Origin of the sequence: Pseudomonas sp. Snoq117.2, assembly GCF_900110545.1 — a bacterium.
In the GTDB taxonomy this organism is placed as follows: domain Bacteria; phylum Pseudomonadota; class Gammaproteobacteria; order Pseudomonadales; family Pseudomonadaceae; genus Chryseomonas; species Chryseomonas benzopyrenica.
Genome location: NZ_FOED01000002.1, coordinates 467,921 through 490,266, shown reverse-complemented (window position 1 = coordinate 490,266; position 22,346 = coordinate 467,921). Strand labels below are relative to the sequence as shown.

The following is a 22,346-nucleotide window of genomic DNA, read 5'->3' as shown; positions in this document are numbered from 1 at the left end:
TGCCCGCGGATGGTGCAAAACCAGCCGCTCTAACCCGTGTTTCTGCGGAATATTCATTCGGACGCTTCAAGGCGCTCGGGCCGATGCCGATATATAGGCAGACGATTACGGCCTGGTCGCCTGTCGTCAGCACCCTCGTACAACCCGTTGCAACAGGTCGCTACCGTGCCTACCCAACTCAACCGTGTCGCCCGTCAGGCTTCCCTTGGTTTCTTCGCCTTGGTCACCCTCATCTTTACCCTGGCCGGGTGGATGCTGTTCGACCTGTGCGCGCGCATCGACGAGCAGCAACGCCACCACAGCGAGGCGGACGCCCAGCGCGCGTTGGAAACGCGGCTGGACAGGCTTGGCCGGGTCTTGACTGACTATTCTTTCTGGATGGAAGCCTATGCACGGACCAGCAAGAAGGTCGACGTGAATTGGGCCTATGAGGAAGACAACGTCGGGCCCTCCCTTTACAGCGACTATGGCGTGAATGGCGCCTTCATCCTGGCGCCCAACGGCGTCACGCGCTACGCCGTGGTCGGCGGCGGACGCAGCAAGATGCAGCTGGATACCTGGCTGGGTGACGACCAGGCGACCCTGCTGGCCCAGGCCAGGGAGCGCTCGCTCAAGGATGGCCATGCCCAGGGCTATTTCCTGATCGAGGGCAAGCCGGCCAGCGTAATGGTCGCGGTCATCCGCCCGGATGCCACCTACCAGGACTTCAAGCGGCTGTCCTACATGGTGTTCGTCGATATCCTCACGCCGGACAAGCTCGCCCAGCTCGGCCAGACCTTCGAATTGCCCGGGCTGACCGCGGAGCCAGGGGAACTGCCCGTCGTGGCGGAGCGGCCGACCCTGGTGGTGAAGTCCGATCCGGGTATCGCGGTGACCTTTCACTGGCTGGTGCATGGCATGGGGCAGCGCCTGCTGGCGCAGTTCCTGCCGTTGCTGGCGACGATGTGTGGTCTGGCCTTGCTGCTGGTCTGGTACCTGCGTCGGCGGATCGCGCTGGCGGCGCGGCAGACGGATGTGGCCGAAGATGCCCTGAGGCATAGCGAGCAGCGCTTCCGCACCGTGTCCGAGGCGTCGTCCGACTGGATTTGGGAGAGCGACGCCGAGCAGCGGCTGGTCTATCTTTCGGAGCGTTTCGTGGCCGTCACCGGCTTCAGCCGGGAAGCCTGGCTGAGTCGCCCGTTGCACGAGCTGCTCGGCTATCCGCCGAGCCAGGTCGAGGAGGTAGCCAGAACACCGCTGGCGGCCGGACGCAGTCGCCGTCCGCTGCCTTGCGAGATGCGCGACGCCCAGGCCAAGCTCAGGTACTGCCAGCTCTCGGCTCAGCCCATCATCAGCGGTGGCCTGCTGGCCGGCTTTCGCGGCACCGTGTGCGATGTGACCGAGGAGATCGAGGCCAAGGCGCGCATCGAACACATCAGCCAGCACGATGCCCTCACCGGACTGGCCAACCGTCACCAGTTGCACCGCTACCTGGCGCAGCGCTTCGCCGAGGGCGTCAGTGCCAGTCAGCCGCTGCACCTGTTGGCCCTGGACCTGGACCGCTTCAAGCCGGTCAACGATTCCCTCGGCCATGGCGCCGGCGATCAGGTGCTCTGTCAGGTCGCCCGAGAGCTGCGCGCCAGCGTGCGCGAGGGCGATCTAGTGGCTCGTATCGGCGGCGATGAATTCGTCATCGCGGTGAAGGGCTGCCTGAGCGCCGAGCAGGTGAGCCTGCTCTGCAACCGGATGTTGGAGGGCATCGGCCGGACCATGCGGATCGACGAGCACGACATCAACATCGGTGCGAGCGTCGGCATCGCCCAGGCACCCCAGGATGGCCATAGCGCCGAGGATCTACTGCGCTATGCCGACATCGCCCTGTACGAAGCCAAGGCGGCGGGGCGTAACACCCTGAGATTCTATGAGCCCACCATGAACCAGCGCATCCTCGCGCGGCGTCAGCTGGAGACCGAGTTGCGCCTGGGATTGCAGCGGCTGGAGTTCGAGCTGGATTTCCAGCCGCGTTTCGACGCCAGCAGCCAGCGCCTGCTGGGCGCCGAGGCCCTGGTGCGCTGGAATCATCCCATCCGTGGCCGCCTGGCGCCTGCCGAGTTCATCGGGGTGGCGGAGGAGACCGGGCTGATCCTGGGCCTGAGCGACTGGGTGTTGCAGGAGGCTTGCAGCCAGGCGATGGACTGGTCGCCGGAGTTGATCGTGTCCATCAACCTGTCACCGCTGGAGTTCCAGCGCGACGATCTGGTCGCCCGGATCCACAAGGTGCTCGAGCGCACCGGCATCGACCCGGCACGGGTCGAGCTGGAGCTGACCGAGAACGTCTTGCTGGATGACGCGGCGGGTGCCCTGGAGTTGATGAAGAAACTCAAGGCGCTGGGCGTGCGGCTGTCGATGGACGACTTCGGCACCGGCTATTCCTCGCTGAGCTATCTGCGCACCTATCCCTTCGACTGCCTGAAGATCGACCGCAGCTTCGTCTCCAACATCGAGGTGAGCGAGAGCAACGCGGCCATCGTCGAGGCCATCGTCAGCATGGGACGGGCACTGTCGCTGACGGTAGTGGCCGAGGGGATCGAGACCGCCGGCCAGCTGGCGCGCATCGCCGATCTCAAGTGCGACCAGGCCCAGGGCTTCCATCTGCAGCGGCCGTTGTCCCAGGCGCGTTTCGCGGCCTTGCGGCAGGAGCAATACGCGGGCGCGGACAGCCTGGCGGAGCGTGCCGCCGTGACCGCATTGGGCGGGCGAAGCCGGATATAGCCGCCACGAGCAGCAATCGGGGCCCACCTCGCTGCTGAAAGCCTGACCCGCAATAGTGCCTGCCGATTCCACCGGTGGGGCTGGCGGCGTAGCATGACGACTGACATACCAGGCATCGAGAACCCCATGCGTTACGACGAAGAGCACAAGGCGAAGACGCGGCAGCGGATCATCGAAGAGGCTGCCAGGCGCTTTCGCCGCGACGGGGTGAATGCGACCAGCGTGCAGACCCTGATGAAGGCGCTGAAGTTGACACATGGGGGGTTTTACGGGCACTTCGCGTCCAAGGACGAGCTGATCGATGAAGCGCTGCGCCACTGCCTGCTGGAGATCGGGGCCGTAACGCCCGCGAGCTTGACGGGGGATTGGTCGCTGCCCGAATTCATCCAGCGCTATCTTTCGACGGTGCACCGGGACGAGCCCGCCAGAGGCTGCATCTTTCCGACCGTCTCCGCCGAACTTGGCCAGCGCGGGGAGGCGCACCCCGCAACCGACCAGGCGCTCCTCGCAAGGTTGGGGCAGCTTGGCGAGCACTTGCCGGATCCCCAGGACGCTGTCCTGGTGTTGAGCGCGCTCGTTGGCGCCCTAGTGCTGTCGCGCGGGGTGGTGGATCCCGAGCTGTCCGATCGTGTCCTCGATGGTGCTCGTACGGCGCTGCTCGAACTGCTCGAAGCGAAGTCGTCGGGCGCCTAGCTGACCGGATCCTGATCTCCGCACTCAAGGGTCGAAGCACTTGATCCCGCGCCAGCCAGATGCCTTCGCGGTATCCAACGAAGGCGCCTGACCATCAGTTTCAGGCTTCATGGGTAACCCTGCAGGCCAGCTGGCAGGCTTTACATGATGGCTATCATATGATTTATATGTCGGCCGTCATCTTATGGGGCAGCAGTGCTGCATCTACGGGATACCTGTCCAGACGATTGGACCTTCAGCCCCGTCTATCGAGGAGCCTTATGAACAAGCAGAATCCAGTCCGTATCGTCGTTACCGGGGTTGGGCTAGTCGGTCCGCTGGGATGTGGAGCCGAGGTGACCTGGTCGCGCCTGCTCGCCGGTCGGTCAGGTCTCCGGGCGCTACCTGAGAGCGTAGCCGGAGACACTGGTTGCGGCATCGCCGGGCAGGTGCCCGACCTGGCGCAGGACCCGGCGGCCGGCTATGACCCCGAGCTCCATATCAACGCCAAGGATCGCAAGAAGATGGATCGCTTCATCGAGTTTGCCTTGGTCGCGGCGCGGGAGGCCCTCGAACAGGCAGACTGGCATCCTGGTGACGATGTCGCCCAGCAACGAACCGCCACGCTCATCGCTTCGGGCGTCGGCGGCTTCGACGCCATCGCCAGTGCCGTACGCACCACGGATAACCGCGGAGCGCGGCGGCTCTCGCCGTTCACCGCGCCGTCATTTCTCGCCAACATGGCCGCCGGTCATGTATCCATCGAGCATGGCTTCAAGGGGCCACTCGGCGCACCGGTCACAGCCTGCGCCGCCAGCGTCCAGGCCATCGGCGACGCCGCCCGCCTTATCCGTGCAGGGGAGGCGGACATCGCGATCTGTGGAGGAACCGAAGCCGCTCTCCATACGGTGACCCTGGGCAGTTTCGCCGCGGCCCGCGCCCTGGCGACCGGCTACAACGATCGTCCACAAGAGGCGTCCCGGCCTTTCGACCGGGATAGGGCAGGCTTCGTCATGGCGGAAGGCGCTGGGCTCCTGGTCATTGAGTCACTGGATCACGCGCTGGCCCGGGGCGCCACACCCCTGGCCGAGCTGGTGGGCTACGGCACCAGCGCCGATGCCTATCACCTCACCGCCGGTCCGGAAGACGGCAGCGGTGCCCGCCGCGCCATGGAGCAGGCCCTGCGCCAGGCCGGGATCAACGCCGCCGAGGTGCAACACATCAATGCTCACGCCACTTCCACCCCGGTGGGCGACAAGGGGGAGCTGGCGGCTATTCGGGCAGTCTTTGGTAATCACTCGCCAGTCGCCATTACCTCGACCAAGTCCAGTACCGGGCACCTGCTGGGCGCCGCCGGTGGTATCGAGGCGATCTTCACCGTGCTCGCCCTGCGTGACCAGATCGTGCCGCCGACGCTGAATCTGCACCACCCGGATCAGGCCGCCGAAGGCCTGAATCTCGTGGCCTTGCGGGCGCGCCGACTGCCGCTCGAATACGCACTGTCCAATGGCTTCGGCTTTGGTGGCGTGAACGCCAGCGCCCTGTTCAGGCGTTGGCCCGGAGCGTGAGTAGGTACGGCCAGTGGGGTGCCGCCGCATGCCAATGAGTTCTTGAGGCTAGCGTGCGCGAGTGGAAGGGTGCGTCCCTGTGCCTTTCTGAAGAGGCTTGAGCACTACGGGAGAGCCTCCCACTCTTCCGCTTTTTTCGCCTTGGCGTTGGCTATGATCGACTGAAGTGCACCCTTAGCGGTGATGAGGAATGCCTTGGGCGAAAGGGGCCCGAGCGAACGGCCAGTGTCTTGCGAAGGCACCGACCGTTGCGAATTCATGGCCTCAGGCCACCCGGAAGCGGCCGACCAGGGCTTGTTGCTGTTCGGCGAGGCGGGCCAGTTCGCGACTGGTGACGGCGGTCTGTTCGGCGCCGGCGCTGACCTGAATCACTAGGTCGTTGATGTCGTTGACGTTGCGGCTGATCTCTTCGGCGACCTGGCTCTGCTGTTCGGCGGCCGAGGCCACCTGGATGTTGCGGTCGTTGATCAGGGTCACGCCCTCGGCGATCTCGCCGAGCAGCTCGCCGGCGCGGACCACGTTGCTGGCGCCGGTCTGCACCTGGCTCAGGGTCTCCTGCATGGCCTGGGTGGCACGGTCGGAGCCGCTTTGCAGGTGGCTGATCATCTGCTGGATGCTGCCGGTGGATTGCTGGGTCTTCTGGGCCAGGGAGCGCACCTCGTCGGCCACCACGGCGAAGCCACGCCCGGCTTCACCGGCGCGCGCGGCTTCGATGGCGGCGTTCAGAGCCAGCAGGTTGGTCTGCTCGGCGATGCCGCGGATCACGTCCAGCACCGAGGAAATGGCATCGCTCTCCTGCTTGAGTTCGGCGATGATCTCCGAGGTCCGCTCGGCCTGCACCGACAGCCCTTGCACCAGGCCGATGGTGGCCTGCAATTCGCGGCGACCCTGGCTGGTGTTGCCCTCGACCTGCCGCGAGCCTTCGGCGGCTTCGGTGGTGCTACGGGCGACGTCCTTGACCGTGGCGCTCATCTCGGCGATGGCGGTAGCCACCTGGTCGGTCCCCAGACGCTGCTGGGCGACGTTCTGGCTGGTCTGGATGGCGACCGCCGACGCCTCTTCGGCGGCGGTGGCGACCTGCACGGTGGCGGCGCCGATCTCCTGGATGACCTGGCCGAGCTCCTGGCTCATCAGATTGAGGTTGCCGGTGATGGTGCCGAACTCGTCCTTGCCCTGGTAGGCGCAGCGGGCGGTGAGGTCACGGGTGGCCAGGCGGGTAAGGGTGCCGTTGACCTGCTCGACCGCCTGCTTGATGTTGCGAATGATCACCCAGGCCAGCGCCGAGACGGCCACCAGCACCAGCAGCACCAGGCCGAGGGTGGTCCAGAGATCGCGACTGGCGCCCGCACGGGCCAGTTCGGCCTGGGCGCCGACGCTGGCACCCAGGTCCGCCTCCACCTGGCCCATCAGGTCGATACGTTGGGTGGCCAGGTTGAACCAGTCCTCCGGCTTGACGCCCAGGGCATCGCCCAACGGCACGGTGAAGGCCAGCTGTTGCAGGCGGGTGACTTCCATGGCGCTGGGCTGCTTGAAGGTGTCGTCGAGCTGACGGATGAATTCAGGCGTGGCCTTGCGCTGGAAGGCGTCGGCGTAGGCGGAGAATTCGCCCAGGTTGCGGGCGAAGCGCGACAGCAGGCCAGCGTCGAAGCGATTCTGGTTGAAGGCCAAGCCCAGCAGTACGCGCTCGCGGCCGGCGCGTTCCTTCATCTCGACGAAGAGATTGAGTGCGCCCAGGGCGCGCAGGATTTCAGGATCATCAACACCCGCTTCGAGGGCATGGGTGTAGCCGATCAGCGCCTTGATCAGGTCGTTGTAGGCCGCGCCGGACTGGGTGCTGTTGAGCGCCAGGCCATCGACCTTGCTGCGCAGGTCACGCAGGGTGTCCAGGGCGCGCATGGCGGTCTGGATGGCGGCGTCGTTACCGGTGGCCAACGCACGTAGGTTGTTCTGTGCCTTATCGCTATCTTCGCGGAAGGTCTTGAGCTTGTCCTGCATCGACTTGCCACCACTGCCGAGGAACACGCCGCTGGCACCGCGCTCGCGCTGCAGGCTGGTGACCAAGGCACTGACGCGCTCGGCCGTGGCACTTGCGGTCACGGTGTGCTCCATGTTCTTGAGCGTTTCGTAGCGATCGGCGGTGTAGAGACCCGAGATCACCAGGAAGCCGGCTAGGGGCAGGAGCAGGATCAGCAGGAGTTTGGTACTGAGGGGGGCGTTCCTGAGCATGGGTGAATTCTCTGATGCGGTCAGCTGGCGCGCCGGCGGCAAGGCAATGAGCCGGCGAAGGCGGGGTCGATTCCGGTTATGTCGGCAGCTAGAGATGAAGCTTTATAGTCAGGTTATTAAAGGCTTGAATGACGGGCGGGGAGGAGCGTGTTCCGGCAGGTCGCGGGTAGCCAGAAAAGCGCCCGGGAAGTCCGGGTGCTTTTGTCAGGCTCCGTCAGCCGAGCTGCGCTCTGATGAGCAGGGCGTAACCCAGCCCCAGCAATGGCCAGCCCACCAGCGGCCCGAACACCAGGCGCCACAGCCAGAGCCGCGGCACGAAACCGACGCCATGGACCAGGCCGGCGGAGACACCCAGCATCACCCCCATCAGCAGCGGATGGCTGTAATGCCCGCTGGCATCGAGCATCAAGCCCGGGTGGATCAACAGCAGCAGCGCCAGGGGCGCCGCCAGCAGCAGGGACAGCGTTCGCCCCAGCGGGTGGACGCGGGGCAGGGCCTCAGCACTCGGCATCGTCATGGATATCGAGCTCCCGGGTGCTTTCCAGCCAGAGGGCGTTGATGATGCCGAAGCTCGCGGCGAGCAGGACACCGAGGATCCAGGTGAAGTACCACATGAAGGAGTCTCCTTGAGAGGGGCTGATCAGTAGAGGCCGTGGGGGTTGGCGTCGATGAAGCGGTCGTCGACCTTGCCCCACATGCGCACGTAGCTCCACAGGGTGTAGGCCAGGATGAGCGGCACGAAAATGGCCGCGGCGACGAACATGATGCCCAGCGTCTTGTGGCTGGAGACGGCGTCCCAGATGGTCAAGCTCGAGGCCGGGTCCAGGCTCGACGGCAGCACGAAGGGAAACAGCGCGCAGCCGGCGGTGGCGAGGGTGCCGACGATGGCCAGGGACGTGCCGGTGAAGGCCAGGCCGGCCTGCCGCCAGCTGCTGCCGAGCAGCGCCAGGACGCTGCCGAGCGCGGCCAGCACCGGGGCGAGCAGGGTCAGCGGCTGGGTATGGTAGTTGGCCAGCCAGCCCGGATTGCCGGCGGTCACCACCTTGTGCAGCGGATTCAGGGCGCTGCCTGGATCGCCCTGGCTGACCAGCATGTAGCCGTCGAAGCCGTAGGCCAGCCAGACACCGGCCAGACCGAAGGTGACGAGGTGGAGCAGGGCGCACAGGCCGGTGGCCCGGCGGGCGCGCTCGCCCAGGGCGTTGTGGGTGCGCAGCATCAGCCAGCTGCCGCCATGGGCGCAGAGCATGGCCAGGCTGACCGCGCCGCTGAGCAGGGCGAAGGGGTTGAGCAGGGCGAAAAAGCTGCCGCTGTAGGTGGATCTCAGGGTGTCGTCGAGTTGGAAGGGCACGCCCTGGAAGAGATTGCCGAAGGCCACGCCAAACACCAGGGCCGGTACCAGGCTGCCGGTGAACAGGCCCCAGTCCCAGGCGTTGCGCCAGCGGGTGTTGTCCAGCTTGCTGCGGTAGTCGAAGCCCACCGGACGCAGGAACAGGGCGAAGAGCACCAGCAGCAGGGCCCAATAGAGCCCGGAGAAGGCGGTGGCATAGACCATCGGCCAGGCGGCGAAGAGGGCGCCACCGGCGGTGATGAACCAGACCTGGTTGCCGTCCCAGTGCGGCGCGATGCTGTTGATGGCGGCGCGGCGTTCCTTGTCGGTCTTGCCGATCAGGGGCATCAGGATCATGGCGCCCATGTCGAAGCCGTCGGTGAGGGCGAAGCCGATCAGCAGGACGCCGATCAGCACCCACCAGGTGAGCTTGAGCACTTCGTAGTCGAACATGGCAGTCTCCTCAGGCGTTGGCCGGTGCGACGGGCTTGGCGGTGGCGGCCTGGCGCAGGGCGTCGCCGACCTGGGCAACCCGTTCGTGGAAGTAGCGGCCGGTGTGCAGGCTGCTCGGGCCGAGGCGGGCGAAGCGGATCATCAGGTACATCTCCACGATCAGGAGCAGGGTGTAGAAGGTCACCAGGGCGCCGATGGAGCCCCACAGATCGGCCGGAGCCAGGGTCGAGGCCGACAGGTGGGTGGGCAGGACCTCGCTGATGGTCCAGGGCTGGCGACCATGCTCGGCCACCCACCAGCCGGTCTGGGTGGCGATCCAGGGCAGCGGCAGGCTGAACAGGGCCCACTTCAGCAGCCAGGGCTTCTTGAGCTCGTTGCGCCGGGTCGAGGCCCAGAAGGCGCAGATGAACAGCGCCAGCATCAGCACGCCACTGGCGACCATGATGCGGAAGGTCCAGAACAGGCTGGCGACGCCAGGGATGGTGTCCCGCGCGGCCTGGCGGACCTGCTCGGGGGTGGCCGTGGCGGGATCGTTGACGTATTTCTTCAACAGCAGGCCATACCCCAGGTCCTGCTTGTGGGCGTCGAAGGCGGCGCGGGTGGCGGCGGAGTCGTCGCCGGCGCGCAGTCGCTCCAGCAGGGCGTAAGCCTGGGCGCCGTTGCGGACGCGGGCCTCGTATTGGCTGACCAGATCCTTGATGCCGGTGACCTGTTCGGTGGTGGAGCGGGTGGCGATCAGGCCCATCAGATAAGGGATCTTCACCGCGTATTCGGTGCGCATCTCCTGTTGATTGGGGATGCCGAACAGGGTGAAGGAGGCCGGGGCTTCCTCGGTGTTCCACTCGGCTTCGATGGCGGCCAACTTGACCTTCTGGACCTCGCCCACGCGATAGCCGGATTCGTCACCCAGCACGATCACCGAGATGACCGCGGCAGTACCGAAGGCGGCGGCCACGGCGAAGGAGCGCCGGGCGAAGCCGATGTCGCGACCCTTGAGCAGGTAGTAGCTGGAGATCGCCAGCACGAAGATGGCGCCGGTGACGTAGCCCGAGGCCACGGTGTGGACGAACTTCACCTGGGCCACGGGGTTGAGCAGCAGGGCACCGAAGTCGGCCAGCTCCATGCGCATGGTCACGTAGTTGAACTCGGCGCCGACCGGGTTCTGCATCCAGCCGTTGGCCACCAGGATCCACAGGGCGGAGAGGTTCGAGCCCAACGCCACCAGCCAGGTCACCAGCAGGTGCTGGCCCTTGGACAGGCGATCCCAGCCAAAGAAGAACAGCCCGATCAGGGTGGATTCTAGGAAGAAGGCCATCAGGCCCTCGATAGCCAGGGGCGCACCGAAGATGTCGCCGACATAGTGGGAGTAGTAGGCCCAGTTGGTGCCGAACTGGAACTCCATGGTCAGGCCGGTGGTGACGCCCAGGGCGAAGTTGATGCCGAACAGCTTGCCCCAGAACTTGGTCATGTCCCTGTAGACCTGTTTGCCGGTCATCACATAGACCGACTCCATGATTCCCAGGATCACCACCAGCCCCAGGGTCAGGGGCACGAAGATGAAGTGATACAGCGCGGTCATGCCGAATTGCAGGCGTGACAGATCCACGACGGATTCCGAGATCATCCCGGCAATCTCCTCAGAAGGGGGAAAGGGTGCTAGTCCAGCAGGTGGGCGCTGACCGCCTGGGTGGCGTCGGGCGGGACCGTGGGGGCGCTGAACCAGAGGCTCTTGATCACCATCAGCAGCGCCAGCTTGATCAGCAGGATGACCAAGAGTTCTTTGATCAGGCGTCCGTTCATGGCGACCTCGCGAGCCGTGGCGCCCCTCCAGGGCGGAGTGGCGGCTGCATGCAGGATGCGCCTGCTGGCCCTGGGCAAAACTGATCCAGATCAATTGGCCAGTGGCCATCGCCTGGGGCAGGTTGTCGCAGCCGTTCAGGTCGGGTTCAGAGGCGTTAAGACAGCGTTAAGACGCCAGGGCGCAAGGTAGCACCGTGACTGACGCCGGACCGCTTCCGCGGTGACGCCAGCCCCCATGTTCAAGACCGGAGAATCCACCATGAACGTCTTCAACAAGATGGCCGCACTCGCCCTGCTCAGCACCGCCAGCTATACCGCCATGGCCGCCGAGATCAATGAAAGACGCGCCCAGGCGGCGCTGCAACCCAAGGCGGCGCACGCCGAGGTCGTGGCGGTTCAGCAGCAGGCATCGGCACGCTGGGACCAGGTGCTCGATCCCCAGGCCTATGGCCAGGCCGCGGTGCGCTATCAGGCGCGGGCCGTGGATCTGGCGCTGCTGCGAGGCGTGAACGTCGGCTAGCGCCGAGGCCGGCCCCAGTCTGCATGCTATGTTGAACCCCTCGAGACGTGTGGAGGGGACGAAGATGCAGACTGTCGCGGCCATGGCAACAGGCCTCAAGCCGATACGCTGGGAGGCACATGCCTGCCTGCCCCTGGTGCCGGGACAGGATATGTCTGGCTTGAGTCGCTATCGCGACGCCGGCTTCCATCATGTGTCGATCAATGTCGGCATGGACATGACGCCTTTCACCACGGTGCTGCAAACCCTCGCCGGCTTCCGTGCCTGGCTGGCCCGGCATGACGCGCACTTCCGTCTCGTCGGCGAGGTGGCCGACCTCCACCGGGCGCACGAACAGGGCAAACTGGCCGTTTCCTTCGATCTCGAAGGCTCGACCATGCTGCTCGACGACCCGGCGATGGTCGGGCTCTATGCCGCCCTCGGGGTACGCCAGATGCTGCTCGCCTACAACCGCGACAACGCCTGCGCCGGGGGTTGCCATGGTGAGGGCGGCGGTCTGACGACGCTGGGTCGCGCGGTGGTGGCGGCCGGCAATGCCGCGGGCATCACCCTCGACTGTTCCCATGCCAGCGAGCGTGCCAGCCTGGAGATCATGGCGGTCTCGACCCGGCCGGTGGTCTTCTCCCACACCAACATCAAGGCGCTCCATGATCATCCCCGGACGATCAGCGATCGGCAGATCCGCGCCTGCGCGGAACAGGATGGCGTGATCGGCCTGACCGGGCTAGGCATCTTTCTGGGTGATCCCGAGGCGTCGGTGGCCAGCTATATCCACCAGATCGACTACCTGGCGGAACGAGTCGGAACCCGGCATATCGGCATTGGACTGGATACCGAGTTGTGCCCTGCCGACCATGACCTTCCTGCGGGCGTCGACGCGGAAGACTGGTGGCCGACGCGTCATTATGGACAGCCTCACGGTCATACCCAGTTGCAACCCGAGGCGCTCCCTGAACTGGTACGCCAACTGGCGGGTCGGGGCTACGCTGCCGCTGACATCGACGCCATTCTGGGCGGGAATTTCTTGCGCATCGCGAGCCAGACCTGGCCGTCTGCGGTTACCTGAGTCCCGGTGCAGGACGCTGTCCCAGGTCTCTTGGCCTAGACGTACTGCGCCGCCGCGTAGCCCGAAGCCCAGGCCCACTGGAAGTTGAAACCGCCCAGATGGCCGGTGACGTCCAGCACCTCGCCGATGAAGTACAGTCCAGGTGACTTGAGCGACTCCAGGGTCTTGGACGAGACCTCGCGGGTGTCGACGCCGCCCAGGGTGACCTCGGCGGTGCGATAGCCTTCGGTGCCCGCCGGGATCAGCTGCCAGTCGTGCAGCCGCGCCGCGATGGCCTTGAGTTCGTCGGGGGTGTACTGCTTCAAGGGCTTGGACTGGAACCAGCTGTCGGCGAGCAGGGTGGCCATCTTTTTGGTGAACAGCTCGCCGAGCAGCGTCTTGAGTTCGCTGTTGGGGCGCGCCTGGCGCTGCTCGGCGAGCCATTGCACCAGGTCGAGGTGGGGCAGCAGGTCGATGCTGAGGGTGTCGCCCGGTTGCCAGTAGGAGGAGATCTGCAGGATCGCCGGACCGCTCAGGCCACGGTGAGTGAACAGCAGATTCTCGACGAAACTCTGGCCATTGCAGCTGATCCGGCAGTCTTCCACCGCCGTGCCGGACAGGGCGCTGCAGAATTCCTTCTGCTGGGGATCGGTGATGGTAAAGGGCACCAGGCCGGCGCGGGTCGGCAGCAGCTGGTGGCCGAACTGGCGGGCGACCTGATAGCCGAAGCCGGTGGCGCCCAGGGTCGGGATCGACAGGCCGCCGGTGGCGATCACCAGGGATTCGCCGAGCACCGGGCCCAGGCTGGTCTGCAACTGATAGCCGCCTGGGTCGAGGCGGGTGATCTCCTGCACCGAGGTATCGAGGCGGATGTCGACGCCGCCCTGTTCGCACTCGTCCAGCAGCAGGGCGAGGATGTCGCTGGCCTTGTTGTCGCAGAACAGCTGGCCGAGCTTCTTCTCGTGGTAGGGCACGCCATGCTTGGCCACCAGGGCGATGAAATCCCACTGGGTGAAACGCGCCAGAGCCGATTTGCAGAAATGTGCATTCTGCGAGAGGAAGTTGGCGGGCTCGCAATAGAGGTTGGTGAAGTTGCAGCGGCCGCCCCCGGACATGAGGATCTTCTTGCCCGCCTTGTTGGCGTGATCGAGTACCAGCACCTGGCGCCCGCGCGCCGCGGCGCTCAGGGCGCACATCAAACCGGCCGCGCCGGCCCCGATGATGATGACCTGGGTATCGAACACTCTTGACTCCTTGCCTGCAGATAGGGGGCCACCGGCCCGCGGCGGCGCATGTTACCTGATCGCCCGCGCTGCAGGGGTGGCCGCTGTCGGCCCGCTCTGGTGCTCCGTCGCGCCCGCTCCCGCGCGGTCGCCGCGCGCGGCGCAGGGCGGTCGTCACCTGAGCGTGGGCCAGTGCCTCAGCGTTGCCGGGAGCGCGCTAGGTCGCCAGATGCGTCTCGGGCTCGGCCAGGATTCCCTGCAGCCGGCGCGACAAGGCTTCCGCCGAGTAGGGCTTGTGGAGCAATTCGAAGCCCTGGGCGCCATGGGTCGCCAGCACCTGGCTGTAGCCGGAGGTCAGCAGGATCGGCAGGTCGCGATAGAGGCGTCTGATCTCGATGGCCAGTTCGAGTCCGCTCATGCCGGGCATGACGACATCCGAGAAGACCACGTCGAACTGGCCTGGCTGGTCGGCGAGCAAGGCGAGGGCGCTCTCGGCAGTTACGGCCAGCACGGCGTGGTAGCCGAGATCGCTCAGCAGATCGACGGCGAAGGTACCGACCTCGAGATTGTCTTCGACCACCAGGACGGTGATCCCGCCGCCGTCGGCCGTTGCCGTGGCGTCATTGAGGGATGACGGCTGCCCGATCGTTGGGGCGACCGGCAGATAGAGGTGGAAGGTCGTCCCGCGGCCGATCTCGCTCGTGACCCGTACCTCGCCACCGGATTGCTTGATGAAGCCGAACACCTGGCTCAGGCCGAGACCGGTGCCCTGGCCCACTCGCTTGGTGGTGAAGAAGGGCTCGAAGATCTGCTCCAGGTGCTCCCGGGCGATGCCGCTGCCGTTGTCCGTCAGGGCGATGGCCACCGCCGGCAGGGCGAGTTCGGGCTGTGCCGCGCTGGCCGGAATGCAGGCGACGGTGCTGACGCTGACGGTCAGGCGGCCGGCACCGCTCATGGCGTCGCGGGCGTTCACCGCGATGTTCACCAGGGCGGTATCGAACTGGCTGGGGTCGGCATAGACCAGGCAGGGGTCGTCGCTCAGGTCGAGTTCGATGCCGACGTGCGAGCCGAGCAGGGTTTCCAGCATGTCGCTCATGGCCAGCACATTCTCCCGGGCGGAAAACACCTCGGGTGCCAGCGTCTGGCGGCGGGCGAAGGCCAGCAGCTGGCCGGTCAATCTGGCGGCGCGATCCACGGTGGTGGAGATCGCCTCCAGGTAGCGCTCGCGGCGGGCTTCGCTGAGGTTCGGGCGCTTGAGCAGGTCGCAGGAGGTACGGGCGACCGTGAGCAGGTTGTTGAAGTCATGGGCGACGCCGCCGGTGAGCTGGCCGATGGCTTCCATCTTCTGCGCCTGGCGCAGGGCATCCTCGGCAGCCGCGAGATCCAGCGTCTGCTGGCGTTGCTGGGTCACGTCGCGCACGGTGGCATAGATCAGTTCGCCACTGCGCGTGGCATTCCAGGAAAACCAGCGGTAGGAACCGTCGCGATGGCGGTAGCGGTTTTCGAAGCCGACCAGCGCAATGCCCTGCTTGACGTCGCGGAACGCCTGGCGCGTGGCAACGAGGTCGTCGGTATGGACAAAGGCCAGGAATGGCTGGGCCCTGAGTTCTTCGAGCGACCAGCCCAGGGTCAGCTGCCAGGCCGGATTGAGGTTGACGAAGAAGCCCTCGAGGTCCGCCACGCACAGTGGATCGGTCGAACAGTTCCAGATCTGATCGCGCTCGGCGGTGCGCTCCGAAATGCGCTGCTCCAGTTCGCTGTTGAGCGCGGCGATGGCTTCGGCTCGGGCCTGTTGCGCCTGCTGGGCGAGGATGCGGCTGCTGATGTCGCGGGAGATGCAGACGATCTTCACCTCGCCGGTGCCGGCCACCGCGAAAGGCGAGCAGGACACCTCCCACCAGCGTGGCTCGCCACGGGCGGTGGGGCAGAAGCCCTCGACCCGGGTGGTCTGGCCGTCGACGGCACGCTTGACGGCGTGGCGGATCTTCTCGACTTCCTCGTCCGGCCAGAGCGCCGCGTACTCGCGGCCCATCACCTGATCGACGGACCGCAGCTGGTTCAGCTCCAGGCCCTGGGCGTTCATGAATTCGATATGACCCCCGGCGGAGAGGACCTTGACGCAGTCCAGGCTGGCCTGGAGCAGGCTGCGGGAAAAGCCCTCGCTGTGCAGGACGTTGCGGGCGGCGAGGAAGCGGCGCTGGGCGCCGATCTCCAGCGCGATCATGCCGGCGAAGAGTTCGAAGGCGGTCAGTATCTCGGGGCTGCTCGGTGTGGCCGGTCGCGGATCGATGGCGCAGAGGGTGCCGAAGAAGCTGCCATCGTCCAGCACGATGGGGACCGAAATATAGCTGCGCAGGCCGTAGCGCCGGGGCGTGTGATGGTGACGGTAGCAGTCGTCCTGCGCGACGTCGTCGATCACCACCGGCTGGCGATGGTCGCGGATCTCGTCGCAGATGGTCGATTTGAGTTCCAGCTCGCCCCCGGGCTGAAGGCCGAAACCGATGAGATCGAGGGTGCTGCAGGCGATCCAGTGGTCGTCGGTCACCCGGGCGACGGCGGCGAAGCCCATGCCGGTCATCCGGCAGACCACGTCCAGGATCTTGGGTACCGCGGCGATCTCGGCGATGAGATCAAGGTCCTGGGCCAGGGCGTACGAGGGGACGGGAGTCGAGGTGAGAATGCTCATCGGGTCGCTCGTACGGTTGCCTGCCCGGGCAGCAGGGAAGATGGCGAGCGACAGGCTGAAGCCTCCAGCACCGATGCCAGAGGGATTCGTCACAGGCCGTGCGCGGCCAGTATAGCGAGCATCCAAGCGAAGCGGGTGACGGGATGCCCGCTAAGTTGCGAGGGGCATCTCCGCCTCTGGCCCGCGGCCGCCGCCGGCGTTGCCGTGCGGCCCGGGGTGGCGGGTCGCGCGCCGACGGTCAGCGGATTCCCGCCAGCGGCGGCCGCCGGTCCGCCCAGGGCTGGGCGCGTTCCAGCTGGGCGGCCAGCGCCAGCAGGGTCCCTTCCTCGCCGAAACGCGCGGCGAAGTGACTGCCCAGCGGCAGGTCATTGCCGGTCCACCAGAGCGGCACCGACATGGCCGGCTGGCCGCTGGCATTGAACAGGGCGGTGAAGGGCGAATAGCTGTGGAAGGCCGCGATGGCCTCGGCCAGCGGACGCTCCCCGTTGCCACCGTCCAGTTCGCCCAGGCGCGGCGGCTCGCGGGTCAGGGTAGGGGTGAGGATCACATCATAGTCGGTGAGAAAGCGCGCCAGAGTCCGGCCCAGGGCATGCAGGCCTTCCACCGCGGCGGCGTAGCGATGGGCGGGGATGTCGCCCCGCTCGCGCAGGATCACCCGGGTCCGCGCATCCAGCTCCTCTTCGCTGACCGCGGCACCGCGCATCGCGCCGAGCACCTGCAGGTAGTGACGGGTGCTGGGACCGATGATGTCGAACACCTGGTCGAGAAAGCGTGGCAGGTCCACCGGCAGGGTCGCCGGCTCGACGTGATGGCCAAGGCTTTCGCACAGCCGGGCGGTGTGGCGCACCGCGGCCAGGGCCTCGGGGCCGCTCGGCCAGGGCGCCAGGTGCTCGACCAGGGCGATGCGCAGCGGTTTCGGATCGCGCTCCAGCAGGCTGGCGAAGGGGACGGCGTGGGCCGGAGCCGCATAGGGCGCGCCCAGATCGGCACCGGCGGTGGCATCCAGCAGCAGGGCGTTGTCGCGCACCGACAGACTCATGGCATGGGGCGTGCCCATGCCGGCCCAGCCTTCACCGACCATGGGCCCGGAAGGCATCCGGCCACGACTGGGCTTGAGACCGAAGATCCCGCAGCAGGACGCCGGCACTCGCAGCGAGCCGCCACCGTCGTTGCCATGGGCGAAGGGCACCACTCGCGCGGCGACCAGGGCGGCCGCGCCGCCGCTGGAGCCGCCGGCGCTGTGGGCGGGATTCCAGGGATTGGCGGTGGCGCCGAAGCGGCGGGACTCGGTGCTGTAGGAGGTACCGAATTCCGGCGAGGTGGTGGTACCGACGAACAGGCTACCGGCCCGACGCAGGCGGGTCACCAGTTCGCAATCGAAATCCGGCCGCGCCTCGCCCAGGGCCAGGGAGCCATTGGTCATGCGGGCCCCGGCCAGCGGGGTGAAGAGGTCCTTGACCAGGGTCGGGACGCCAGCGAAGGGCGCATCGACGTCGAGCGGTGCCTTGGCCGCCGCGCGGGCCTGGTCATACAGCCGTTCGCTTACGGCATTGAGGCTGGGCTCCACGGTGTCCAGGCGTTCGATGACCGCTTCGAGCAGCTCGCTCGCCGTGATCTCGCGCTGCCGCAGCAGCGTCGCCAGGCCGTGGCCGTCTTGGGTGTCCAGCAGGGGTTGCAGGCTATGCATGGAAGATCCTCGAGCAGAAGTCAAGAAGAGCGCGACGGGGTCGGCAGGGCGGTCTTGCGTCGCAGCAGGCCGACGGCGGCCCAGGCGAGGGCGGCGACCAGGGCGGCGCTGGCCAGGGCGCGGATGGCCAGGTGCAGATCGCCGGCGAAGGGCAGGACCGCGGCCACCACCAGGGGGCTGGCGAACTGGCCGAAATAGAGGCAGCCGGTATAGCCGCCCATGCCGCGACCCCGGGCCCGGGCGCTCAGGGCGCCCATCACCGGTGCCATGGTGTTGGGCACCAGCATGCCGACGCCGAGGCCATGGATGGTCACCGCCACCAGCACGGCTTCGTAACTGCGGGCGTTCACCAGCAGCCAGAGACCGATGCCCATGCAGGCCAACAGCACGGCATTGCAGCCGGCCAGGCCCCACCAGCGGCGCAGCAGCGGCCACAGCAGCGGCCCGCCCAGGGTCGCCAGCAGGCCAAGGCCCGCCGAGGCGCCGATCAGGGTGCTGGAGGTCACGCCCAGTTGCACCAGCAGCAGCGGACTCTGGATGGGCACCACCACGCTGAGCACCATGCCGGCGAAGACCAGCAGATAGTTGACGGTCAGCGGCAGCGGCGCGCTGTGCTGGGGGCCTTCATCGACGTGGCTCTGGGCGCTGGTGCGGCTGGGCTCCCACAGCAGCCGCAACATGAAGGGCACCAGCAGCAGCGGCAGCAGATAGAGATAGAAGGGCGTGCGCCAGGAATGCTCGCCGAGCGCGCCACCGACCACGAAGAACAGCGAGCCCACCAGGCTGATGGTGATGACCTGGCCATTGACATAGGCCAGGCGCTTGCTGCCCTGCCAGTAGTCGGCGATCAGGGTCACGCAGCAGGTCATCACCGCCGCCTCGGCCAGGCCGAAGACCAGGCGGGTGAGGGTGATGGCCGGCAGCGACTGCAACAGTGCCGGCAGCATGCCGAGCACGGCGTAGCACAGCGTCGCCAGGACCAGCAGGCGCTTGCGACCCAGGCGGTCGGCCAGCCAGCCGGCCAGAGGCGCGAAGAGGGCGATGGCCAGGGCGGGGCCGGTCATCGCCAGGGGGATCAGCAGATCGGCACGAGGTTCGACCGGGCCGAATTCGGCACCCAGCTTGGGAATGATCGGGGCGACCATCACCGAACCCATGATGGTCAGGCTGCTGCCGAGCAGGAGCACGGCGCCCTGGCGCCGACCGGCCAAGGGGCTGGAGGAGGCTTTGAGTGTCATGGGCGGATCCTCAGAAGCTGTGGGAGAGCCGCACGGCGAGAGTGTAGCCCTCGGCGCGGTTGCGGGCGTCGATGTCCTTGTAGAAATGCACCCAGACCGGCGGCAGACCCGGCTGGAAGAAGCTCAGCGCCGGGCCCAGCGCCAGTATCCGGGCACGATTGCCACGGCTGAGGCCGGGCGCATCGTCGTCGGTGAGCTGGCGGTAGTAGTAGCCGCCCAGGCCTAGGGTCCAGGGGCCGACGTGCTGGCCCACGGCGAATTCGTGGCGGTATTCGGTGCCGCTGCGGTAGTCGGTGGCGTGGTTGCGGCTGTTGAAATCGGCCTGGAAGCTGGACGACACCTCGAAGCCCGAATCGGTGATGTAGCTCAGGTTGAGCATCGGCGAGATGGTCCAGTGGTTGGTGCCCGGATTGACCAACCGATTCTTGTCATAGTCACCGGTGGGCGCCTGCACCTGGAACCAGAAGTTCACCCCCAGGTTGCGCGAGGGCTCCCACTGCAGGATCAGTGGAATCACCTGGAAATCGGCCTGGCGGAAGAGGTCGGCGCTGTCGGAAAACACCGGGACGCCATTGGCCTTGATGGTGAGGTCCGCGTCCATCTTGAAGAAGGGCGCCACCCCGCCGAAGCCGTAGCGGGCGCCGAGCACCCGGGTATCTGTCATCTTCAGGTAGGCCAGGCCCAGGGACAGCACATCGATGGAAAAGTCGTTGCCGTTGTCGCGGCCATGACTGTCGCGAATGGACGTCGCCCGGTAGTAGTTGGCACGCAGGCCAAGGGTGCCATGGGGCGTGGGCGGCGGGGTAAAGCCGGCGCCGAAGTTGTAGACACCGAAGGCGGTGGTGGGGGAGCCGTTCTCGGTGGCAAGGCTTGCTGCGGTCATCCCCAGGGCGGCGAGGCCGACGGCGAGGACGTGAAACGGACGGGTAACGTTCATGGAGTTCCCTCTTCTTATTGGCCAGTTCAGCCTGAGGGAAAGCCGTTACCCGCCGTTAGCCAGATTCAGCACTTTTGCCCGGCGGCCTTGAGGGTGGTGGAAGGCAGTTGCCCGAACAGCGTCTGGTAGTCGCGGGCGAAGCGGCTGAGATGGCAGAAGCCCCACTGGGCGGCGACGTCCTGCACCGACTCGCCTGCGCCCCGGCGCAGGGCACGATGCGCCGCATTGAGGCGCAGGGTACGTAGATAGGCCAGCGGATTGATGCCCAGGGTCTCCTGGAAGCAGTACTGCAGCTTGCGGCGACTGGCGCCGACTCTATTGCACAGTTCGAGGATGCTGGGCGGCTGATCCGGATGGGCCAGGGCGTACTCTCGTGCCCGCCGGATCACCCGCAGTCGAGCGCTCGGTGCCAGTTCGTGGGGCTCGCCGGTGTCGAGCAGATCGAGCAGGTGCATCAGCACGGTGTCGCGCAGCATGGCGCGCGCGCGCGGCTGCGCCAGCCAGGTCAGGATCTGCGCCTCGGGGGTGAAGAGCTCTTGGGCCAGCCGTGCCAACTCCAGATAGGCACCCCCTGCCGGTAGCCGATAGCAGCCGGGCAGGTCGCGCACGCCCAGGGTGCTGTGCTGGCAGGCCAGCAGTCGCGCCATCTCGGCTTCCTGCAGGTTGATGCAGAGCAATTCGAGATTGGCCGGGGTACGCAACTCCGGCAGGTTGTCCCCGCGTGCCACCAGCAACTGGGCCTCGTGGAGGGTATGACCGGCGCAGTGCAGGGCGCCAGCGTTGCGGATGGGCAGGCTGAAGGTCAGGGTTTCCCCCTGGGCCTCGCCGCTCTTGAGCATGGCCTGGTTGGATCTGTCCCGCAGCAGGCTGATGTCGTCCAGCCAGAGGTCGCTGAGTTCGCCCTGGAAGCGGCCCGCGGACAGCTGATCGTATTGCATGCGCCAGCCCTCGACGCAGAGCGCGTGCTCGTCGATGTCACCGGTATACCGATGCCGGACGCGCGGCGGTAACGCGAGGGAGCCGTCTTGGTGCATTTAGGAAACCTTTTGGGTAGCAAAGGGCCGTTGGCGCGGGAGCTACAAGTTTCGTACCTCAAGGCGGGAGTGCGCGGCAAAGGTGCCAAATTTGGCTAGTGCAGCAGGTTCTGCTCACCGCCTCCGCAGCAGGGCGCCGTTGATTGGCTACCCTGGGAGGACCCCACAAGAAGGATGCAGCCGATGCGCCATCTGTCCTCTGGATCTTTGCGCCCCGCGCTCGGGACCATTGCCTGCCTTACCTGTGCCACCATCTGTGCCGCCACCTCGCCGGCAACCGATATCCCCGCTCGGCAAGAGGTGCTGACCTTCACCTCGCTGACCCTTAGCGATCAGCAATTCCTGACGGGGGACAAAGGCGGTACCGAGGTCCTGCTCGGTGGCGTGCTGTCGCTGCCTCCAGGCGCTGGCAAGGTCCCGGTGGTGATCCTCCAGCATGGTTCGGGAGGCCTGGGCGCCAACATCAGCTATTGGCAGCGGCAGTTCAATCAGGTCGGCATCGCCACCTTCGCCGTAGATGGCTTCTCGGGCCGGGGCATCACCAGTACCGCCACCGACCAGGCCCAGCTGGGGCGGCTCAATTTCGTCCTGGATGACTATCGCGCCGGCGCCCTGCTCGCGCGGCACGCGCGAATCGATCCAGGCAAGATCATCCTCATGGGCTTTTCCCGCGGCGGGCAGGCCTCGCTCTATGCGGCCATGGCGCGCTTCGACAAGCTCTGGAAAAGCCAGGATTTCCAGTTCGCCGGCTACCTGTCGTTCTATCCCGACTGCTCGATCACCTTTCGTGAGCAGGACAGGGTCGTCGCCAAGCCGCTGCGCGTGTACCACGGACTGGCCGACAACTACGATCCCTATTCCCGTTGCGAGGGCTATTTCGCGACGCTCAAGCAGCAGGGCGCCGACCTCCGGGTTCATACCTATCCCCACGCCGAGCATGGCTTCGACAATCCCTATGTCTGGAGTCCGGTGGTGGTCGCGAAGGACAGCCAGACCGTGCGTGACTGCCGGATCGCCGAGAACGCCAAGGGCGAGTTGATCAATCAGCAGACTGGCAAGGTCTTTTCCTATAAGGACAGCTGCGTCGTGCTGGGCCCCAAGGTCGGGCCTGATGCGGCGGCGACCCAGCAGGCCACCCGGGATGTCCTGGAGGCGCTCAAGGCCCTCGTGAACTAGGGC

Annotated in this window: 18 protein-coding genes; 6 read left to right on the top strand and 12 right to left on the bottom strand. The window is 66.5% G+C overall.

Going from position 1 to position 22,346, the window contains the following annotated elements; translation table 11 throughout:
- The first annotated feature begins 165 nt into the window (after positions 1–165).
- The 3 genes from BMZ43_RS08170 (at position 166) to fabF (ending at position 4,991) form a co-directional block, all read left to right on the top strand.
- A complete protein-coding gene (locus tag BMZ43_RS08170; RefSeq protein ID WP_256562894.1) occupies positions 166–2,751 on the top strand; it encodes a bifunctional diguanylate cyclase/phosphodiesterase in 2,586 nt (861 codons plus the stop codon).
- A 126-nt stretch (positions 2,752–2,877) separates the two neighbouring features.
- A complete protein-coding gene (locus tag BMZ43_RS08165; RefSeq protein WP_093252816.1) occupies positions 2,878–3,444 on the top strand; it encodes a TetR/AcrR family transcriptional regulator in 567 nt (188 codons plus the stop codon).
- 260 nt (positions 3,445–3,704) lie between these two features.
- Complete coding sequence (gene fabF / locus BMZ43_RS08160) at positions 3,705–4,991, top strand: beta-ketoacyl-ACP synthase II (RefSeq protein ID WP_093252266.1); 1,287 nt, start codon at positions 3,705–3,707, stop codon at positions 4,989–4,991.
- A gap of 264 nt (positions 4,992–5,255) precedes the next feature.
- Here fabF and BMZ43_RS08155 read toward each other — a convergent pair whose 3' ends face one another.
- The 6 genes from BMZ43_RS08155 to cydP form a co-directional block, all read right to left on the bottom strand.
- Positions 5,256–7,217 carry a methyl-accepting chemotaxis protein gene (locus tag BMZ43_RS08155; protein ID WP_064309021.1) on the bottom strand — a complete coding sequence of 654 codons (1,962 nt, stop codon included), beginning with the start codon at positions 7,215–7,217 and terminating at the stop codon, positions 5,256–5,258.
- A 214-nt stretch (positions 7,218–7,431) separates the two neighbouring features.
- Positions 7,432–7,728: a cyd operon YbgE family protein gene (locus BMZ43_RS08150; protein ID WP_064309022.1), complete on the bottom strand. Its 297-nt coding sequence runs from the start codon at positions 7,726–7,728 to the stop codon at positions 7,432–7,434.
- On the bottom strand, positions 7,715–7,831 hold the full coding sequence (gene cydX / locus BMZ43_RS08145) for a cytochrome bd-I oxidase subunit CydX (RefSeq protein WP_017641419.1): 117 nt from the start codon (positions 7,829–7,831) through the stop codon (positions 7,715–7,717). The genes BMZ43_RS08150 and cydX overlap by 14 nt, the downstream gene beginning before the upstream one ends.
- A 26-nt stretch (positions 7,832–7,857) precedes the next feature.
- Positions 7,858–8,997: a cytochrome d ubiquinol oxidase subunit II gene (gene cydB, locus BMZ43_RS08140; protein WP_064309023.1), complete on the bottom strand. Its 1,140-nt coding sequence runs from the start codon at positions 8,995–8,997 to the stop codon at positions 7,858–7,860.
- Between the two features lie 10 nt (positions 8,998–9,007).
- Positions 9,008–10,621 carry a cytochrome ubiquinol oxidase subunit I gene (locus BMZ43_RS08135; protein WP_093252260.1) on the bottom strand — a complete coding sequence of 538 codons (1,614 nt, stop codon included), beginning with the start codon at positions 10,619–10,621 and terminating at the stop codon, positions 9,008–9,010.
- Positions 10,622–10,653: 32 nt separating this feature from the next.
- Positions 10,654–10,797 (bottom strand): cytochrome oxidase putative small subunit CydP, encoded by a 144-nt coding sequence (gene cydP, locus BMZ43_RS26475; RefSeq protein WP_177344786.1) that lies wholly within the window; start codon positions 10,795–10,797, stop codon positions 10,654–10,656.
- A 259-nt stretch (positions 10,798–11,056) separates the two neighbouring features.
- Here cydP and BMZ43_RS08130 point away from each other — a divergent pair, with 259 nt between their 5' ends.
- A complete protein-coding gene (locus BMZ43_RS08130) occupies positions 11,057–11,317 on the top strand; it encodes a hypothetical protein (RefSeq protein ID WP_093252256.1) in 261 nt (86 codons plus the stop codon).
- A 28-nt stretch (positions 11,318–11,345) separates the two neighbouring features.
- Positions 11,346–12,383: a membrane dipeptidase gene (locus tag BMZ43_RS08125; RefSeq protein ID WP_371913854.1), complete on the top strand. Its 1,038-nt coding sequence runs from the start codon at positions 11,346–11,348 to the stop codon at positions 12,381–12,383.
- Positions 12,384–12,418: 35 nt separating this feature from the next.
- On the opposite strand, the gene BMZ43_RS08120 is transcribed toward BMZ43_RS08125, so the two are convergent.
- From BMZ43_RS08120 to BMZ43_RS08095, 6 genes are all read right to left on the bottom strand, one after another.
- Positions 12,419–13,606, bottom strand: coding sequence for a BaiN/RdsA family NAD(P)/FAD-dependent oxidoreductase (locus BMZ43_RS08120; protein ID WP_093252251.1), 1,188 nt, complete (start codon positions 13,604–13,606; stop codon positions 12,419–12,421).
- Positions 13,607–13,802: 196 nt separating this feature from the next.
- Positions 13,803–16,271 (bottom strand): PAS domain-containing protein, encoded by a 2,469-nt coding sequence (locus BMZ43_RS08115; RefSeq protein ID WP_093252247.1) that lies wholly within the window; start codon positions 16,269–16,271, stop codon positions 13,803–13,805.
- A gap of 238 nt (positions 16,272–16,509) precedes the next feature.
- Positions 16,510–17,958 carry an amidase gene (locus tag BMZ43_RS08110; RefSeq protein WP_093252243.1) on the bottom strand — a complete coding sequence of 483 codons (1,449 nt, stop codon included), beginning with the start codon at positions 17,956–17,958 and terminating at the stop codon, positions 16,510–16,512.
- Positions 17,959–17,978: 20 nt separating this feature from the next.
- On the bottom strand, positions 17,979–19,196 hold the full coding sequence (locus BMZ43_RS08105) for an MFS transporter (RefSeq protein ID WP_093252237.1): 1,218 nt from the start codon (positions 19,194–19,196) through the stop codon (positions 17,979–17,981).
- Positions 19,197–19,206: 10 nt separating this feature from the next.
- Positions 19,207–20,133, bottom strand: a complete 927-nt coding sequence (locus BMZ43_RS08100; protein WP_093252235.1) for a SphA family protein — start codon at positions 20,131–20,133, stop codon at positions 19,207–19,209.
- Between the two features lie 65 nt (positions 20,134–20,198).
- On the bottom strand, positions 20,199–21,167 hold the full coding sequence (locus BMZ43_RS08095; RefSeq protein WP_017641408.1) for a helix-turn-helix domain-containing protein: 969 nt from the start codon (positions 21,165–21,167) through the stop codon (positions 20,199–20,201).
- Positions 21,168–21,350: 183 nt separating this feature from the next.
- Between BMZ43_RS08095 and BMZ43_RS08090 the strand changes: the two genes are divergently transcribed.
- Positions 21,351–22,343 (top strand): dienelactone hydrolase family protein, encoded by a 993-nt coding sequence (locus BMZ43_RS08090; protein WP_256562893.1) that lies wholly within the window; start codon positions 21,351–21,353, stop codon positions 22,341–22,343.
- Positions 22,344–22,346: the final 3 nt, after the last annotated feature.

Coding starts and splice junctions, on each gene's coding strand:
- cydP (WP_177344786.1), bottom strand. CDS start 10,797: ATGAACGGACGCCTGATCAAAGAACTCTTGGTCATCCTGCTGATCAAG.
- BMZ43_RS08150 (WP_064309022.1), bottom strand. CDS start 7,728: ATGCCGAGTGCTGAGGCCCTGCCCCGCGTCCACCCGCTGGGGCGAACG.
- cydX (WP_017641419.1), bottom strand. CDS start 7,831: ATGTGGTACTTCACCTGGATCCTCGGTGTCCTGCTCGCCGCGAGCTTC.
- BMZ43_RS08115 (WP_093252247.1), bottom strand. CDS start 16,271: ATGAGCATTCTCACCTCGACTCCCGTCCCCTCGTACGCCCTGGCCCAG.
- BMZ43_RS08095 (WP_017641408.1), bottom strand. CDS start 21,167: ATGCACCAAGACGGCTCCCTCGCGTTACCGCCGCGCGTCCGGCATCGG.
- BMZ43_RS08110 (WP_093252243.1), bottom strand. CDS start 17,958: ATGCATAGCCTGCAACCCCTGCTGGACACCCAAGACGGCCACGGCCTG.
- BMZ43_RS08100 (WP_093252235.1), bottom strand. CDS start 20,133: ATGAACGTTACCCGTCCGTTTCACGTCCTCGCCGTCGGCCTCGCCGCC.
- BMZ43_RS08130 (WP_093252256.1), top strand. CDS start 11,057: ATGAACGTCTTCAACAAGATGGCCGCACTCGCCCTGCTCAGCACCGCC.
- fabF (WP_093252266.1), top strand. CDS start 3,705: ATGAACAAGCAGAATCCAGTCCGTATCGTCGTTACCGGGGTTGGGCTA.
- BMZ43_RS08155 (WP_064309021.1), bottom strand. CDS start 7,217: ATGCTCAGGAACGCCCCCCTCAGTACCAAACTCCTGCTGATCCTGCTC.
- BMZ43_RS08090 (WP_256562893.1), top strand. CDS start 21,351: ATGCGCCATCTGTCCTCTGGATCTTTGCGCCCCGCGCTCGGGACCATT.
- BMZ43_RS08125 (WP_371913854.1), top strand. CDS start 11,346: ATGTTGAACCCCTCGAGACGTGTGGAGGGGACGAAGATGCAGACTGTC.
- BMZ43_RS08165 (WP_093252816.1), top strand. CDS start 2,878: ATGCGTTACGACGAAGAGCACAAGGCGAAGACGCGGCAGCGGATCATC.
- BMZ43_RS08105 (WP_093252237.1), bottom strand. CDS start 19,196: ATGACACTCAAAGCCTCCTCCAGCCCCTTGGCCGGTCGGCGCCAGGGC.
- cydB (WP_064309023.1), bottom strand. CDS start 8,997: ATGTTCGACTACGAAGTGCTCAAGCTCACCTGGTGGGTGCTGATCGGC.
- BMZ43_RS08135 (WP_093252260.1), bottom strand. CDS start 10,621: ATGATCTCGGAATCCGTCGTGGATCTGTCACGCCTGCAATTCGGCATG.